General features: G+C 73.4%; 14 protein-coding genes. 4 read left to right on the top strand and 10 right to left on the bottom strand.

Annotated features, from left to right (window positions below):
* Positions 1–207: 207 nt before the first annotated feature.
* From J2N69_RS19765 to J2N69_RS19755, 3 genes are all read right to left on the bottom strand, one after another.
* The gene (locus tag J2N69_RS19765; protein WP_230901967.1) at positions 208–867 is read right to left on the bottom strand and encodes a DUF5063 domain-containing protein; all 660 of its coding nucleotides are present in this window, start codon (positions 865–867) and stop codon (positions 208–210) included.
* Positions 860–1459 carry a recombination mediator RecR gene (gene recR, locus J2N69_RS19760; RefSeq protein WP_127911690.1) on the bottom strand — a complete coding sequence of 200 codons (600 nt, stop codon included), beginning with the start codon at positions 1457–1459 and terminating at the stop codon, positions 860–862. The genes J2N69_RS19765 and recR overlap by 8 nt, the downstream gene beginning before the upstream one ends.
* A gap of 72 nt (positions 1460–1531) precedes the next feature.
* Positions 1532–1873 carry a YbaB/EbfC family nucleoid-associated protein gene (locus tag J2N69_RS19755; RefSeq protein WP_230904782.1) on the bottom strand — a complete coding sequence of 114 codons (342 nt, stop codon included), beginning with the start codon at positions 1871–1873 and terminating at the stop codon, positions 1532–1534.
* Between the two features lie 285 nt (positions 1874–2158).
* Between J2N69_RS19755 and J2N69_RS19750 the strand changes: the two genes are divergently transcribed.
* Positions 2159–2917, top strand: a complete 759-nt coding sequence (locus J2N69_RS19750) for an SLATT domain-containing protein (RefSeq protein ID WP_230901966.1) — start codon at positions 2159–2161, stop codon at positions 2915–2917.
* 74 nt (positions 2918–2991) lie between these two features.
* On the opposite strand, the gene J2N69_RS19745 is transcribed toward J2N69_RS19750, so the two are convergent.
* The 5 genes from J2N69_RS19745 to J2N69_RS19725 all read right to left on the bottom strand — a co-directional run bounded on the left by J2N69_RS19745 (position 2992) and on the right by J2N69_RS19725 (position 9129).
* The gene (locus J2N69_RS19745) at positions 2992–3642 is read right to left on the bottom strand and encodes a hypothetical protein (protein WP_230901965.1); all 651 of its coding nucleotides are present in this window, start codon (positions 3640–3642) and stop codon (positions 2992–2994) included.
* Positions 3643–3775: 133 nt separating this feature from the next.
* Positions 3776–6229 carry a dolichyl-phosphate beta-glucosyltransferase gene (locus J2N69_RS19740; RefSeq protein WP_230901964.1) on the bottom strand — a complete coding sequence of 818 codons (2454 nt, stop codon included), beginning with the start codon at positions 6227–6229 and terminating at the stop codon, positions 3776–3778.
* On the bottom strand, positions 6226–6930 hold the full coding sequence (locus tag J2N69_RS19735; protein WP_230901963.1) for a GntR family transcriptional regulator: 705 nt from the start codon (positions 6928–6930) through the stop codon (positions 6226–6228). The genes J2N69_RS19740 and J2N69_RS19735 overlap by 4 nt, the downstream gene beginning before the upstream one ends.
* A gap of 165 nt (positions 6931–7095) precedes the next feature.
* Positions 7096–8454: an aspartate aminotransferase family protein gene (locus J2N69_RS19730; RefSeq protein WP_230901962.1), complete on the bottom strand. Its 1359-nt coding sequence runs from the start codon at positions 8452–8454 to the stop codon at positions 7096–7098.
* Positions 8455–8607: 153 nt separating this feature from the next.
* Entirely contained in the window at positions 8608–9129 is a 522-nt protein-coding gene (locus J2N69_RS19725) for a hypothetical protein (RefSeq protein WP_230901961.1), read from the bottom strand.
* A gap of 95 nt (positions 9130–9224) precedes the next feature.
* Between J2N69_RS19725 and J2N69_RS19720 the strand changes: the two genes are divergently transcribed.
* Together J2N69_RS19720 and J2N69_RS19715 are read left to right on the top strand one after the other, a co-directional pair.
* Positions 9225–9923: a response regulator transcription factor gene (locus tag J2N69_RS19720; RefSeq protein ID WP_230901960.1), complete on the top strand. Its 699-nt coding sequence runs from the start codon at positions 9225–9227 to the stop codon at positions 9921–9923.
* Positions 9923–11275 (top strand): sensor histidine kinase, encoded by a 1353-nt coding sequence (locus J2N69_RS19715; RefSeq protein WP_230901959.1) that lies wholly within the window; start codon positions 9923–9925, stop codon positions 11273–11275. The genes J2N69_RS19720 and J2N69_RS19715 overlap by 1 nt, the downstream gene beginning before the upstream one ends.
* Here J2N69_RS19715 and J2N69_RS19710 read toward each other — a convergent pair.
* Together J2N69_RS19710 and J2N69_RS19705 are read right to left on the bottom strand one after the other, a co-directional pair.
* Positions 11193–12020 carry a VTC domain-containing protein gene (locus J2N69_RS19710; protein WP_230901958.1) on the bottom strand — a complete coding sequence of 276 codons (828 nt, stop codon included), beginning with the start codon at positions 12018–12020 and terminating at the stop codon, positions 11193–11195. The two genes, J2N69_RS19715 and J2N69_RS19710, sit on opposite strands and share 83 nt — an antisense overlap.
* Entirely contained in the window at positions 12017–12697 is a 681-nt protein-coding gene (locus tag J2N69_RS19705) for a DUF4956 domain-containing protein (protein WP_230901957.1), read from the bottom strand. The genes J2N69_RS19710 and J2N69_RS19705 overlap by 4 nt, the downstream gene beginning before the upstream one ends.
* Positions 12698–13023: 326 nt before the next feature.
* Here J2N69_RS19705 and J2N69_RS19700 point away from each other — a divergent pair, with 326 nt between their 5' ends.
* On the top strand, positions 13024–15021 hold the full coding sequence (locus J2N69_RS19700; protein WP_230901956.1) for a serine/threonine-protein kinase: 1998 nt from the start codon (positions 13024–13026) through the stop codon (positions 15019–15021).
* Positions 15022–15192 lie beyond the last annotated feature (171 nt).

The raw sequence follows: 15192 nt of genomic DNA, 5'->3' as shown, positions 1-15192 counted from the left end.
CCGAAATTCGCCTCGCGGATATCACATCGTGAGATGTCCCGCTCACGAGTTGATCACCACAGGCATACGTTCCCGCTCGTCGGGGCGTACGTTCCGGCCGCTCGGCTGGGCACATGCCCGCTGCGGAGCGCAGCACTCCGAAAGTGGGGCGGGTCACATACCCCCGCCGGGTGCCGCGAGCGTCCGGGAGCGCCGTGCGCGCCCGCGCTATTTGACCGTGCGCAGGCCCAGCGGCCCCGCGATCTCCTCCGCCATCACCTTGCCCGCCTCCTCGGCGAGCGAGTCCTCCATGAGGTCCTCGTCCGTGTCCAGGCCGTCGAGGTCCTCCAGGGGCTGGTTCAGGCGGACGTGGGCCACCAGGGACTGGAGCGCGCGCAGCGCGGCGGAGGCCGTGCCTCCCCAGTTCGAGAAGTACGAGAACTGCCACCACCACAGGGCCTCGGTCGTCCGGCCCGCGCGGTAGTGGGCCAGGCCGTGGCAGAGGTCCGCGACGACGTCCGCGAGGTCGTCCGAGATCCGGGCGGGCACGGGCGCCTTGCGGGGCTCGTACGGGTCGAAGACCTCGGAGTAGACGTCGATGGGGGCCAGCAGCTCCGCGAGGCGCTCGCGGAGGTCGTCCACGTCCTGCTCGGGGCCGAGATCCGGTTCGTACCGCTCCTCGGGGACGATGTCCTCGTGCGCGCCGAGGCGGCCGCCCGCCAGGAGCAGCTGGGAGACCTCGAGGAGCAGGAAGGGGATCGCCGAGTCCGGCTCGGCGCCCCGCGCGACCTCGCGGACCGAGACGATGAAGCTCTCGATCTGGTCGGAGATCTGGACCGCGAAATCGTCCGGGTTGTCGGTCACGGTGTTCAGCGTGGCGTCAGACATCTAGGAGTCGTCTCCCCTCGAAGGCGCGGCCCAGGGTGACCTCGTCCGCGTATTCCAGATCTCCCCCGACAGGGAGCCCGCTGGCCAGGCGGGTGACCTTCAGGCCCATGGGCTTGATCATGCGGGCGAGGTACGTCGCCGTCGCCTCGCCCTCCAGGTTCGGGTCGGTGGCCAGGATCAGCTCCGTGACCGTGCCGTCCGCGAGCCTCGCCAGGAGTTCCCGTATGCGCAGGTCGTCCGGGCCCACGCCCTCGATGGGGCTGATCGCCCCGCCGAGGACGTGGTACTTCCCGCGGAACTCGCGGGTCCGCTCGATCGCCACGACATCCTTCGGTTCCTCCACCACGCAGATGACCGAGAGGTCGCGGCGCGGGTCGCGGCAGATGTTGCAGAACTCTTCCTGCGCGACGTTTCCGCAGGTCGCGCAGAAGCGGACCTTGTCCTTCACCTCAAGGAGGGCGTGCGCCAGGCGGCGCACGTCCGTGGGCTCCGTCTGGAGGATGTGGAAGGCGATCCGCTGCGCGCTCTTGGGACCGACGCCGGGCAGCCTGCCCAACTCGTCGATGAGGTCCTGAACCACGCCTTCGTACAACGGAACGCCTTTCCTGAGGTCCTTGAAGGACGGTGCCGAGTCTCTACGTACGGTAGATGGCCGAGGGGTTTCTTAGAAGGGAAGGCCCGGGATGCCTCCGCCGCCGAGGCCCTGGGCCAGCGGGCCGAGCTTCTGCTGCTGGAGGGTGTGCGCGTTCTCATTGGCCGCCTGGACCGCCGCGACCACGAGGTCGGCCAGCGTCTCGGTGTCCTCCGGGTCGACCGCCTTCGGGTCGATCACCAGGGCGCGCAGCTCGCCGGAGCCGGTGACCGTCGCCTTGACGAGGCCACCGCCCGCCTGGCCGTCGACCTCGGTGCGCGCCAGCTCCTCCTGCGCGGTCGCGAGATCCTGCTGCATCTTCTGGGCCTGCTGGAGCAACTGCTGCATGTCGGGCTGGCCACCACCGGGGATCACGATCAGCTCCTGGTTTCTCACGGGTGCGATGAGCGGGTACAACAGGCGGGGTATCCGCCTGAAACGAGCCTACGTGGTCGGGGGTGCCGTCGCCCCAGCACTCTTTCGAGTGAGAGATGCCGTCTTCCTATACCTGATCAAGCGACTCTTCCGGGCGGAAAAGCCGTGAAACCGGGCTCACGCCCACCCATTGGGCGGTAGGACTTGTGCCACCCCATCGGCACGGGATGTCGCGCCGCCGCAGGGAACCGTCAGGATCTCGTAGAGCTCGTAGAGGAGTGCCGGGTGAGCCAGCCGGAGATGCAGCCCGAGGGGGTGCCCCACGAAGGGCAGGGTGCGGGGGCCGGTCCGGGCGCGGGCGGGCGGCGGCTGGGGGACCTGACCGGGCGGGCCTTCCCGCTCGGCGACTGGGGCGAGCCCGCCGAGCGGCTCGACGAGCTGTACCGGTGGGTGGAGCGGGGCGCGCTGGAGACCGCCGAGTGGTATCTCACCGACCGCGGGTGGAAGCGGCGCGGGGCGCGGCTGCTGCGGGCGGGCGCCGCGCTGGGCGCCGTGGGCACGGGGGTGCTGCCGCTGCTCGATCTGGCCGGGGCCGTGAGCGGCGTGGCCACGTGGGGGTTCGTCTCGCTGCTCGCCGGGGCGGCGTGTGTGGGGTGCGACCGGTTCTTCGGGCTGACGTCGGGGTGGATGCGGGACGTGGCGACGGCGCAGGCCGTGCAGCGGCGGCTTCAGGCACTCCAGTTCGACTGGGCGTCCGAGAGCGTGCGGGAGGTGCTCGGGCCCGCGGAGGGCACCGCCGGGGAGGCGGCCGAGCGGTGTCTGGGGGTGCTGCGGAAGTTCTCCGAGGACGTGACGGAGCTGGTGCGGGCCGAGACGTCGGACTGGATGGTGGAGTTCCGGGCGGGGCCGGTGCCGCTGGTCATGCAGGCGATGGTGGCCCCCGGCAGCCCGCCCCGGGAGGCGCATGCCGTCCCCGGGCGGTTCCCGCTGCCGCCGGGGGCGCGGCCGAACATGCCGAGGCAGCGGCCGCCGGAGCCGAGGTAGCGGGGTGCCGCCCCTCAGCCATGCAGGGTCGTCCCCAGCGGTGGACGACCGCCCTCGGCTGCGGATGAGGGCCCTCAGCTGTAGATGATCATCGAGCCCTGCGCCAGGCTCCGCGTGGTCGCCGCGTGCAGGCCAAGCCAGACGTGGCGCTCCCGCGCGTAGGGGCTCGCGTCCGGCGGGATCGGGGCCGCCCGCTCCTCCAGGGAGGTGGGGGCCGCCGGGGGCGCCGGGGCCAGCGGGGGGTTCGCCGGGTCGATGCCGATGGACGGGGCGACGAACTCCAGCTCCCGCAGGAGCGCCTGGGAGGAGCCCAAGGGGCCGCCGCCCGCGAGGAGTTCGTCGTTGGACAGCGGCGCCGGGAAGTCCACGGGGACGTACGCGCCCGCGTGGTCGTAGTGCCAGACCAGGTGCGACTGCTGGGCCGTGGCGTCGAACATCTCCAGCAACTGCTCGTAGTCACCGCCGAGTTCGTCCACCGGCGTGACCTCCAGGCCGCAGATGCGCAGGAGGTAGGCGCGGCGCAGGAAGTGCAGCGCGTCGTAGTCGAAGCCCGCGACCGGGGCGACCTCGCCGGACAGGCCCGGCATGTAGGAGAAGACGGGGACCGACGGGAAACCGGCCGCGTGCAGCGCCTTGTCGTAGGCGGCGATCTCTTCCGCGAAGGGGTTGTCGGGACTGTGGCACAACACGTCGACGAGCGGGACCAGCCACAGGTCGCAGGCCAAGAAGGACTCCTCGGGTCAGGTCGGACGGTACGTGCGTCGTGCGCAGCCGTGCGGTGCGGTGCGGTCCACCGCATTGCTTTGCATTGCGTCGCGTTGCCTCGCGTGCAGGCAGCGTAGTCGTGCTCCGGCTCCGCTAGCTGCCCCTGTGCAGGTCCCATACCCACACGCCGTTCACCCACTGCCCCGGGCGGCCGACGAGTGCGTCGACGGTCGTACGCAGCTGGCCCTCGTTCGGCTGCGGGGGCAGGACGAGGACGCCCGCCCGCCAGAACTTCAGGTCCTCGCGGGCCGCCGCCCGCCAGGCCGGGGTGACCCGCGGGATGCGGCCCGTCTCGCTGACCTGGCGCAGGAGGTTCGAGGTGTGGCGGGGGGAGGGGCCGTAGATGCCGACGCGGTCCGGGCCCCAGGGGCCGTTGAAGTAGCCGCCGGGCAGGCGGAAGCCCAGGTCGGCGGTGGTCTGCCAGTGCAGGGCCTCGGCGTGGGCGGCGTCCGGCACGGGGATCGGTACGAGGGTCTCGTCCTCGCCCAGGTGGTCGCGCCAGGTGCCCTCGGCGATGTACGGCGGCACCTCCACGCGGTCCACGGCCGTCAGCGGCGCCGGCACGATCGGCAGCAGGGCGACGGCGACGGCCGCCAGGCCCGCGTACCCATGGGCGGGGGTGGGCCGGGGTGTCAGCAGGCGTGCGAGGGCCAGGGCGAGCAGCATGCCGAGCGCGGGGGCGCACACCATGCCCACGCGCGCCTCGATGACGGACTCGAAGAGCGGCCGGTCGGCGAGCAGCGCCCACGGGCCGGGCAGGACGACGTCCGTGAGCGGGACGCGGAACTTCTGGCCGAGCGAGAGCAGCGCCGCGCCGAGCACCGTGACGGTGAGCGCCTTGACCACCGGGCGCTCCCACAGCCGTACGACGATCGCGAAGGCGAGGGCGGCGAGCGGCCAGCCGTAGAAGGCGTTCTGCTCGGTGGGGTTCATCGCGAGGGCGTCGGCGGTGTCCTTGCTGCCCGCCAGCGAGCGTTCCGCGAAGGCGAGGAAGGCCAGGGGGCTGTTGTTCGCGTGGTCACCGTGGAGCACGCTCTTGTAGCTCTGCGGGCCGAAGAACTGCCAGTACAGGGGGAAGGCGATCAGCGGGAGGGCGACCGCGAGGGCGATGCCGAGGCCGCGCGCGAGCGGGCGCCAGGAGGCCCGCGCCACGTCCCGGCGTGCGAGGGCGTAGGCGGCGGCGAAGAGCAGCATGCCGAGCACGGCAAGGAGCAGCGGCTCCTCGCCCAGGAAGATCTGGTACGTCGTGTAGAGGCCGAGGATCACGCCGTCGCGGACGACCCGCGTGCCCTCGCACAGCCGCAGCGCCCTTTCGATGATCAGCGGGATCATGAACAGGACGATGAAGTTCGGGTGGGCGTTGGCGTGGCTGATCATCGGGGGCGCGAACGCGGCGAGGCCCGCGCCGACGGCGGCGGCGCCCCGGTGCGGCACCAGCCGCTTGGCGATGAGCCGGTACCAGCTGACGGCGGTGGCGGCGAGGCCGCCGGTCATCGCCACGTTCAGGGCGAGGGCCGGGCCGAAGAGCCAGGTCAGGGGGGCGAGGGGGACGGAGAGGCCGAGCATGACCGTGTTGGCCATGAGGTTCACGCCGTCGGGGAAGTTCTGGAGGGTGGTGAACAGCGGGTTGTCGAGGTGGCGGACGTTCTCGGCCGTGACCGCGAAGAACCACTCCCACTGGTTCTGGTCCTGCATGGAGTCGATGAGGTAGCGGTGGTCCGGCGACGTCCAGCGCCCCGAGTACAGGACGAACGACAGGGCCAGGAAGCAGAGCGTGGCGAGCAGGTCGGCGCGGCGGACCGCGCGGGCCTTGAGGGCGGTCAGTTCGGCGAGGACCCGTACGTAGTCCAGGGGGCGGACCTTGGAGCCCTCCTGGTGGGACCAGCGCACGGGCACCTCGGCGACCGGCCAGCCCGCCCGGCGGAAGTACTGGAGGATCTCGACGTCGATGCCCCAGCCCCGCAGCCGGGACGCGGCGAAGGCCTCGCGGGCGCGGTCGCCGTCGAAGAGCTTGAAGCCGCACTGGGTGTCGCGGATGCCGGGCACGGCGACCGAGCGTATGAGGAAGTTCCCGGTGCGGCCGAGCAGCTCGCGCAGGCGGTGCTGGTGGGCGCCGATGGTCGCGCCGGGGCGGGCGCGGGAGCCGATCGCCGCGGTGGGGCCCTCGGCGAGCGCCTTGTCGAGGTGGTCGAGTTCCTCGATGGGCGCGGCGAGGTCGGCGTCGGTGACCAGGACGCGGCGGCCGCGGGAGGCGAGGACGCCGCTGCGCAGGGCGTGGCCCTTGCCGCGGTTGCGTTCGCCGCGGATGAGCTGGACGCGGGGGTCGGCGGCGGCGGCCTCGGCGGCGATCTCCGCGGTGCGGTCGGTGGAGCCGTCGTCGACGACGATCAGCTCCCACTCGCCCTGGTCGGAGGCGTCCAGGTGCGCGCGGATCGCGTCCAGGGTGGGGCCGAGGCGCCCCTCCTCGTTGTACGCGGGGATGACGACCGTCAGGTCCGTGCCCAGGCCCACCGCCGGCTGCGCGCCCACTCGGCTCTCCATGCTCATGCGGTGGCCAGCCGCTCGATGAGGGACAGGGAGTGCGCGTTGTACTCGGCGACGATCGCGTGGGCGCCCGCCGGGTCGCGGCGCACCAGGGCGTCGACCAGTTCGGTGTGCCGGGACCAGAGCGTGCCGCGCAAGTCGCCGCCGCCGCCCTCGCTCCAGCGGCGCAGGTGGGTGACGGCGCAGACCCAGGACTTCACGCGCAGGCGGTGCAGGAAGTCGGAGAGGTGGGGGTTGCCGAAGAGGGCGCTCAGCTCACGCCAGAAGCGCAGGTCGTAGCCGATGAGGACGTTCAGGTCGCCCGCGCAGGCGGCACGGGCGGCCTCCTCGCCGCGGCGGCGTACGGAGAGCAGGGCGTCGGGCGCGTCGCGCAGCTCGCCCCTGGCGACCTCCGCCGTCAGTTCGCGGAACATGCCGTCGGCCACCAGGCTGCGGGCCGCCAGCATGCCGCGGTAGTCGGCGAGGGTGTGCTCGTGGACGCGGAAGCCGCGGTGCTGGTCGGCGTCGAGGAGGCCCTGTGCCGTGAGGTTCACCAGGGCCTCGCGGACCGGTGTCGCGGAGACGCCGTACTGCTCGGCTATCTCCTTGACCGTGAACTCCTGGCCCGGCTCCAGACGGCCGGCCAGGACCTCGTCGCGGAGGGCGTCGGCGATCTGCTGGCGCAGCGTGCTGCGGATGACGGCGGGGCCGTCGGGTCCGGGCATGGTGGTGGGCCTCCCCCGCGGAGTCTGACGTGGTCGCTTATCCGACCTGGTCGCTTCATGGTCGCTTCGTGCTCGCTTGTGAGCACGTCAGACTACGCGGTGAGGGTTTCGGCTCGGCTGTGGCGGTTCTCGGGGGTGGGGGCGGGTCCCCCGAGGCGGGCGGCTCTACGCCACGTGTTCGTCCGCGGCGGTCAGGGCCGCGTCCAGTGCCGCGAGGCCCTCCTTGGCCTCGGACTCCGTGATGGTGCATGGGGGGACCACGTGGGTGCGGTTCATGTTGATGAACGGCCACAGGCCGTTCTTCTTGGCGGCGGCGCCGAACGCCGCCATGGGGGCGTTCGCCTCGCCCGTGGCGTTGTAGGGCACCAGCGGCTCCCGGGTCTCCCTGTTCTTCACCAGCTCAAGCGCCCAGAACATGCCGAGGCCGCGCACCTCGCCGACGCTCGGGTGCCGCTCGGCGAGGTCGGCGAGACCGGGGCCGATCACCTCCGCGCCCAGGCGGGCCGCGTTCTCGACGACGCCCTCGTCCTCCATGACGTTGATCGTGGCGACGGCGGCGGCGCAGGCCAGCGGGTGGCCGGAGTAGGTGAGACCGCCCGGGTAGGGGCGGCGGGCGAAGGTCTCGGCGATCGCGCCGGAGATGGCGACGCCGCCGAGCGGGACGTAGCCGGAGTTGACGCCCTTGGCGAAGGTCATCAGGTCCGGTACGACGCCCTCGAAGTGGTCCACGGCGAACCACTTGCCGGTGCGTCCGAAGCCCGCCATGACCTCGTCGAGGATGAAGACGATGCCGTACCGGTCGCAGATCTCGCGGACGCCCGCGAGGTAGCCGGGCGGCGGCGTCATGATGCCCGCGGTGCCGGGGACCGTCTCCAGGATGATCGCGGCGACGGTCTGCGGGCCCTCGAAGGTGAGGGTGTCCTCCAGGTGCTGGAGGGCACGCTCGCACTCCTGCCGCTCGTTCTCCGCGTAGAAGCGGGAGCGGTAGAGGAACGGCGCCCAGAAGCGGACCACGCCCGCAGCGCCCGTGTCGGAGGCCCAGCGCCGGGGGTCGCCGGTGATGTTGATGGCCTGGTGGGTGCCGCCGTGGTAGGAGCGGTAGGCGGAGAGGACCTTCGCGCGGCCCGTGTGCAGACGGGCCATGCGGACGGCGTGCTCGACGGCGTCGGCGCCGCCGTTGGTGAAGAAGATCTTGTCCAGGTCGCCGGGGGTCCGCCCGGCGATGAGGCGTGCGGCCTCGGAGCGGGCCTCGACGGCGAAGGCGGGCGCGAACGTCGTCATCGTCGCCGCCTGCTCCTGGATCGCGGCGACGACCTTCGGGTGCTGGTACCCGATGTTGGTGAAGACGAGGCCGCTGGTGAAGTCGAGGTAGCGGTTCCCGTCGTAGTCCCAGAAGTACGAGCCCTCGGCGCCGGCGACGGCCGGCGGGTCGATGAGCTCCTGGGCGGACCATGAGTGAAAGACGTGTGCGCGGTCCGCGGCCTTCACGGCGGCGCCGACCTGCGGGTTCGGCTGAGGGGTCATGGGGCCGAGGGTAAGTGTCCGCCCAGTGGACACGACATGGGCGTCCTGTCTGACGTGCGGGGTGGAACCCGACACTGTGTCGCATGGTGTCGGTGGTGGGGGGACGGCCAGGTGTCGGTGGTGGGGAGCGACCAGGGCGTCGGCGGTGAGGGCTCAGTCGTCGTCCCCGGCTGCTGTCACCTTGGCGTGCGGCGTGCCGTTCGGCGTGCAGCGGATCTCGTAGGGCAGGTCCTCCCGCTCGTCGTCGTCGCCCGGCTCCGCCTCCAGGCGGGCGACGGCCGCGGGGCCCCGCTCCACGTCGTCGTCGATGTGGAATCCGTCGGCGGGGCTCCAGGAGACGAGGAAGACGGTGCCGTCCGCGCGGCACTCCGCGGTCGCCGCGCCGCCGGTGAAGCGGACGGTGGAACGCTCGGGGGCGGCGCCGGGCGGCTTCCGCGTGGGCTTTCGTGAGGGAGGGGGTGCGGTGGGAGTGGCGGAGGTGGTGTCGTCGCCCGGCTCCGGTCCCTCCGACGCCTTCGCCAGGGCCCTGCGTACCGCCGCCTCGTCCAGCGGGCGGCTGTGCGCCGCGTCACCCCGGCTGTCCGCGCCCGCCAGCTGCCAGGCGCCCAGCGCTCCCGCCGCCGTGCCCACGGCCACCCACGCCGCCGTGACGACGGCGCTCCGCCACTTCCTCATCCCGCCACTGTGCCGCATCGTTTCCTAACGCCCGGTTAAGCCCCCGCCAACGCCCCCGCCAACGCCCCTGCCCCGCCCCTGATTACGGTGATCGCATGGCGCATCTTCTCGTCGTCGAGGACGACCCCCAGCTCCGCGGCGCGCTGGTGCGGGCCCTGCGCGACAAGGGGCACGCGGTGGCCACCGCGCCCAGCGGCATGGCGGGCCTCGATGCCGCCGTCACCAACAGGCCCGACCTGGTCGTCCTGGACCTCGGCCTGCCCGACGTCGACGGGGCGCAGGTCCTGCGGATGCTGCGCGCGGTCAGCGACGTCCCCGTCATCGTGGCGACCGCCCGCGACGACGAACCGGAGATGGTCGCCGTCCTGGAGCAGGGCGCCGACGACTACATCGTCAAGCCCTTCGGCGCCGCCCAACTGGACGCCCGCGTCAGGGCGGTCCTGCGGCGCCTCGGCGTGAGCGGGACCGAGGAGCCGCTGTGCGTCGGCGGTCTGCGCGTCGACCCGGCGTCCCGCGACGTCACCCTGGACGGCGCGCCAATCGACCTGACACCCCGCGAGTTCGACCTCCTGGCCCATCTGGCCCGCCGCCCCGGCCAGGTCGTCTCCCGCCGCGAACTGCTCGCCGAGGTCTGGCAGCAGCCGCTGGGCGGCGCCGACAAGACGGTGGACGTCCACCTCTCCTGGCTCCGCCGCAAGCTGGGCGAGACGGCGCAGCGCCCGCGCTATCTGCACACGGTCCGCACGGTGGGCGTGAAGCTCACGCCGCCGGACGAGCCCCTGGGCACCGGCTGATGCGCCGCAGCCTCCTCCTCCTGACGGCAGCGACCACGGCGCTGGTCCTCACCGCCCTCCTCGTCCCCCTCACCCTCCTGACCCGCACCCACGCCGCCGACCGCGCCACGGCCGAGGCCACCGCACGAGCCCAGTGGGTGGCCCACGCCCTGGGCCCGGCGCTGGCCACCGCCGGTGAACGCGAGACCGCCGAGCAGACGGTGGAGAGCGTCAACGGCAAGGACCTGCCGCGCACGTCGCTGATCCTGGCGGACGACACGGTCCTCGGGCCGCGCGTCGAGAAGGGCGCCGCCACCACCGCCCCGGTCCGCCTCGCCCGCACCGGCCGCGCCTTCACCTACGAACCCGCGTCCGGCGGCCGCCTGGTCCTGGTCCCCGTGCAGGGCGCGAAGGGCGGCACGGCCGTCGTCCAGGTGACGCTGACCGAGCACCAGCTGTACGCGGGCACGCTCGCCTCCTGGCTCGTCCTGGCGGGCATCGGCGTGGGCCTCGTACTCCTCGGGCTGCTGCTGGCCGACCGGCTCGGCGCCCGGCTGGTGGGCGCCACCCGCCGCCTCGCCGGTACGGCGGACCGGCTCGCCGCCGGTGACCTGACGGCGCGGGCCACCCCGGAGGGCCCGCCCGAACTGCGCCTGATCGCGGGCGAGCTGAACCGCCTGGCGGCCCGCATCGACGAGCTGCTCGCCGCCGAGCGGGAGAACGCCGCCGACCTCGCCCACCGCCTGCGCACCCCGGTCGCCGCGCTGCGCCTGGACGCCGAGACGCTGCGCGACCCGGACGAGGCGCACCGCATCGCGGCGGACGTCGCCGCGCTGGAGCACAGCGTCGACGAGGTGATCCGCAAGGCGCGGCGCCCCCTGCGCGAGGCGCCGCGCGCGGACCTGGCGGCGGTGGCACGCGAACGGGCGGCGTTCTGGGCGCCGTTGGCGGAGGACCAGAGCCGCGCGACCGGCACCACGACGCCCGACCACGCGGTCCCGGTGCCGGTCCCCGCCGACGAACTGGCCGCCGCCCTGGACGCGTTGATCGGCAACGTCCTCGACCACACACCCCACGGCACGCCCTTCACCGTCACGGTCCGCCGCACCGCCGCCGGCGAGGCGGAGCTGACCGTCGCCGACGAGGGGCCTGGCTTTCCCGGCCCAACCTCCCCCGCCCGGGGCACCAGCGGCGCGGGCTCCACGGGCCTCGGCCTGGACATCGCCCGCCGGACGGCTCAGGAGGCGAACGGCCGTTTCCAGGCGGTGAGTACGGCGGCCGGCGCCCGGGTCACGCTGACGTTCCCTCCCGCACCGGAGGCGGGGACGCCGGGCGGGGGAACGCCGTCCGCACCGCCCGCGCCCACTTGTTGATCCCCAGCTCGGGCCGGACCGCCGCGTACCCCCCGCAGTACTTGGTGAACTCCGCCGCCCGCACCCCGAAGCGGTGCAGCACCCGGTCGGCGTCGGTCAGATGCCCCTTGGTCTTGGTCTCCACGAGGACGAGTCCGCTGTCGGCGGCGGCCGTGCGTCCCGTCATCGTGTCCCGTACGACGAGACCGGCGTCGCACGTGATGCGCTGCCCGTCGGCGACGAACGTGGCCCGCTGGTAGTCGGTGACGAGCGAGGGGGTGAGCCCTTCCGGGGCCGCTATCCCGTACGAACCCCTCAGCACCCCGGCAAGGAACCCCTGGCGCGTCTCGTCCAGGGCGTGGTCCCCGGCCTCGAGCCGCTGGCGGTGCTTGACGGTCTCGCCGCGCCCGCTCTTCAGCTTGATCTCGAACTGCCGCTCGCCGCTGTCCTGGTAGACCCGCTCGCGTATGCGGTAGCGCAGCCGCCTGCCCTGCCGGTGGTCGTGGAAGGTGCCGAGGCCGGGGGTGTCGTAGTACGTCGAGTGGTACCGGAACCAGCGCTTCCCGCCGATGCTGAGCGCCCGGAAGGGGCCGCCGGCCCGCCGGGGGTCGGTGAGCAGGGAGGCGAAGTCCGCGAAGATCTCGACGGGGACCAGATAGCTGTTGTCGAAGCGGGCGAGCAGCTGCGCCCGGGCGTTCACCTCGTCCAGCGCGATGGGGTGCGCGGCGAGCGCGGCGCGGCCGATGGCGCGTACGGCGGGGTTCACACGGTCTCCTTCGGGTGGCTGGGGGCGATCGTGCGGGACCGGGTCGTGCGGTGGCGGCGCGGTTCCTCGTCGGAGCGTCGGGCCTTCCTCCCCGGGAACTCCCCCGACCGTACCGAAGGTTCCGGCTGACGGAAGCAGACTTCCAGGACCATCAGATCGCGTACGTAGTCGATCTCCCGCACCGTCCAGCCGAGCGGCTCCCCGAGGCGCCGCGCCAGCTCCGCGCGCAGGGCGGTCTCCTCGCGGTGCACCGCGTCCAGCGTGACGACGGCCCGTCGGTCGTACGCGAAGAGGCGGGGGTGGTCGGCGCCGTACATGACCACGAGCAGCACGGCCGAGAGCCCGGCGGCGACCGGCAGGCTCAGCGCGGGCAGGCCGCAGAGCAGGCCGAGCACCAGGGTGATGAAGTAGTACGCGACTTCCTGGTGCTGCAACGCGTCGGAGCGCAGCCGCACGATCGAGAGCACCCCGAAGAGCCCGAAGCCGAGGGCGAGTCCGCCGTCGCCGCCGACCGTGCCGAGCCCCGCGACGACCGCGAACAGGGCGACGTTCAGGGCGAGATACGCCGGGACCAGCTCGCGCCTGCGGTGCCGCGGATAGAAGACGCCGAAGGTCAGCAGCGCGACGGCGGCGAGGTCGAGTCCCAGGTGAGCGCTGAGGGTCAGTGTGCTGTCCATGACCGGGACGGTAGGGAGCGGCGGGTTAAGGCCGCCCCTGGCGGACGTTAACGAACCGCCGGGAGGCACCCTGCCGGGCACCGACCGAGCCAACCTGCCGCACCCGACGCGGAGCGGCAGGGCGGCGGTGGCGGAGATCGACCCGGCGCACGCGGAACCGGACGCCGCAACCGTCGCGGCCGTCGTCGCGGAACGCAATCCGGGGCCCGATCCGGAACCCATTACGGAACCCGTTACGGAACCGTAGAGGGCGGGGCGGCTCCCTCTGTCGTAGGGCCGCATTATCCTCACCCTGTTGCACACCAATGGGGGAGGTCGGTGCGGCGATGGAAAAACTCGGGCCCGGTGATCCGCAGCGGATCGGCGCCTATCGGCTGCTGGCGCGGCTCGGCGCCGGCGGCATGGGTCAGGTCTATCTCGCGCGGTCCGGCAGGGGCCGCACGGTCGCGGTCAAGCTGGTCCGCGAGGAGCTGGCCGAACAGGACGAGTTCAGGAACCGCTTCCGGCAGGAAGTGCGGGCCGCGCGGCGGGTCGGCGGTGCCTGGACGGCGCCGGTCCTCGACGCGGACACGGAGGCGGCGATCCCCTGGGTCGCCACGGGGTACGTCGCCGGGCCCTCGCTCCAGAGCGTCGTCTCGCGCGACCACGGCCCGCTGCCCGAACGGTCCGTGAGCATCCTCGCGGCCGGGCTCGCCAACGCCCTGAAGGACATCCACGCGGCGGGCATCGTCCACCGTGACCTGAAGCCGTCGAACGTCCTGGTGACGATCGACGGTCCGCGCGTCATCGACTTCGGCATCGCCCGCGCCCTGGAGACGGTCACCGACGGGGGCCTGACCCGCACGGGGGCGCTGGTCGGCTCACCCGGCTTCATGGCACCCGAGCAGGTGCGCGGCGACCGCATCACGCCGGCCTGCGACGTGTTCTGCCTCGGCTCCGTGCTGGCGTACGCGGCGTCGGGCGCGCTGCCGTTCGGTACGGCCAACAGCGGGGTGCACGCCCTGATGTTCCGCATCGCGCAGGAGGAGCCGGACCTGTCCGGGCTCCCCGAGAACCTGGCCGAGCTGATAGCCCTCTGCCTGCGCAAGGACCCCGCGTCCCGGCCCACCCTCGACGACCTTCTGGAGCGGACGGGTGCGCAGGACACCCTGAGCGAGGGCGGCCGCACGCTGGACCCGTGGCTGCCGGGGGCGCTCGTCGCGCAACTGGGACGCCATGCCGTGCAGTTGCTGGACGCGGAGGACCCGGACGAGGCGGGGGTCTCGGGGCCGGCCGCCGCAGAGTCGCCCGCCTCGGGCGAGGGCGTGGCCAAGGGGGCCGGAGCCGTCGCCGGGGCCGCTGCTGCCGCCGCCGGTTCCGCCCCGGGTGGCCACGAGGACAACCGCGCCTCTCAGGACGGCGCCCCGCGGCCCGGCCCCGGCGAGGCGAACCCCGCGGCCCCGGACGCCGCGCCCACGCCACCGCCTCCGGGAGCACCCGGCGCCGCGCCCCTCGACCACCTGCCCACCATGGTCGCCGGCCAGGCCCCGCCGCCCTCGCCGCCGCCGGGCGCCCCCTCGTACGGCTATCCCCAGCACGCCCAGCAGCACCCGCAGCATCCACCGCACCCGCACCCCCAGCCCGCCGCCTACGGCTACCCTCAGCAGCCGCCGCCCGGCTACGGCCCCACACCGCCCTACGGCCCCGGCGGCTACACCCCCCTGCCCACGCCGGCGCCCGAACCGCCGCCGCGCCGCAGCGGACGGTCGACCGCCGCGCTGGTCGCCGTCGCGCTGATAGTGGCCATAGGCGCGGGCGGCACGGTCTACGCCGTCATGAACAGCGACAGCGGCGACAAGCGGGACGGCTCCAACAACTCCGCGAGCAGCGACCCGTCGGACCGGAACCAGGACCAGGGCCCGGACCCCACCTCGCCGTCACCGGACCGGAGCAGCCCGGACCCGTCGCCCTCCACGGAGGACGACGAGGAGGGCGACGTGCCGGACAAGTTCCTGGGCACGTGGTCCGGCGGCCTCGACAACAAGCACGGCCACCATACGCGCCGCCTCACCCTCCAGCAGGGCGAGACCGGCGACACGACCCTGTCCCTGACGGCGGAGGGCCCGCTGGAGAGCGGCGGGACCTACCGCTGCGTCTTCGAGGGCGAGCTGGAGTCCGCGTCCGACGAGCGGCTGCACATCGGCCCCACCAGGATCACGGTCGGCGAGCCCATGTCGGCCTGCACCCCCGGCGAGCCCAGCGTCGTGACGATCCTCGGCAACGGCAAGCTGCGCCGCGCGAACACCGACGGCAAGGGCGAGTTGACGTACGACAAGGCCGGCTGACCGGACGCCTCGGCCCGCCCGCCTGAACCCGCGGCGAACAACGCCCGACCGTCCGGCGAAGCCGCCCCCCGGCTCGCGCGGGCCGCCTACCGTCACCGCCCATGCCGGAGGGGCTGCGGATCTGCGGGGACGAGGCCGGGGCTGCGGACTGAGCGGGGCGGGCCCTCGGCT

The sequence above is a fragment of the Streptomyces huasconensis genome (assembly GCF_021028635.1).
GTDB lineage: Bacteria > Actinomycetota > Actinomycetes > Streptomycetales > Streptomycetaceae > Streptomyces > Streptomyces huasconensis.
Note: the sequence above shows the minus strand (reverse complement) of the source record. Positions and strands in the feature narration are given on the sequence as shown.

Bases quoted from the DNA above. Each gene is read 5' to 3' on its own strand.
- J2N69_RS19765 (WP_230901967.1), bottom strand. From the start codon at position 867: ATGTCTGACGCCACGCTGAACACCGTGACCGACAACCCGGACGATTTC.
- J2N69_RS19740 (WP_230901964.1), bottom strand. From the start codon at position 6,229: ATGAGCATGGAGAGCCGAGTGGGCGCGCAGCCGGCGGTGGGCCTGGGC.
- J2N69_RS19735 (WP_230901963.1), bottom strand. From the start codon at position 6,930: ATGCCCGGACCCGACGGCCCCGCCGTCATCCGCAGCACGCTGCGCCAG.
- J2N69_RS19730 (WP_230901962.1), bottom strand. From the start codon at position 8,454: ATGACCCCTCAGCCGAACCCGCAGGTCGGCGCCGCCGTGAAGGCCGCG.
- J2N69_RS19725 (WP_230901961.1), bottom strand. From the start codon at position 9,129: ATGAGGAAGTGGCGGAGCGCCGTCGTCACGGCGGCGTGGGTGGCCGTG.
- J2N69_RS19720 (WP_230901960.1), top strand. From the start codon at position 9,225: ATGGCGCATCTTCTCGTCGTCGAGGACGACCCCCAGCTCCGCGGCGCG.
- J2N69_RS19715 (WP_230901959.1), top strand. From the start codon at position 9,923: ATGCGCCGCAGCCTCCTCCTCCTGACGGCAGCGACCACGGCGCTGGTC.
- J2N69_RS19705 (WP_230901957.1), bottom strand. From the start codon at position 12,697: ATGGACAGCACACTGACCCTCAGCGCTCACCTGGGACTCGACCTCGCC.
- J2N69_RS19700 (WP_230901956.1), top strand. From the start codon at position 13,024: ATGGAAAAACTCGGGCCCGGTGATCCGCAGCGGATCGGCGCCTATCGG.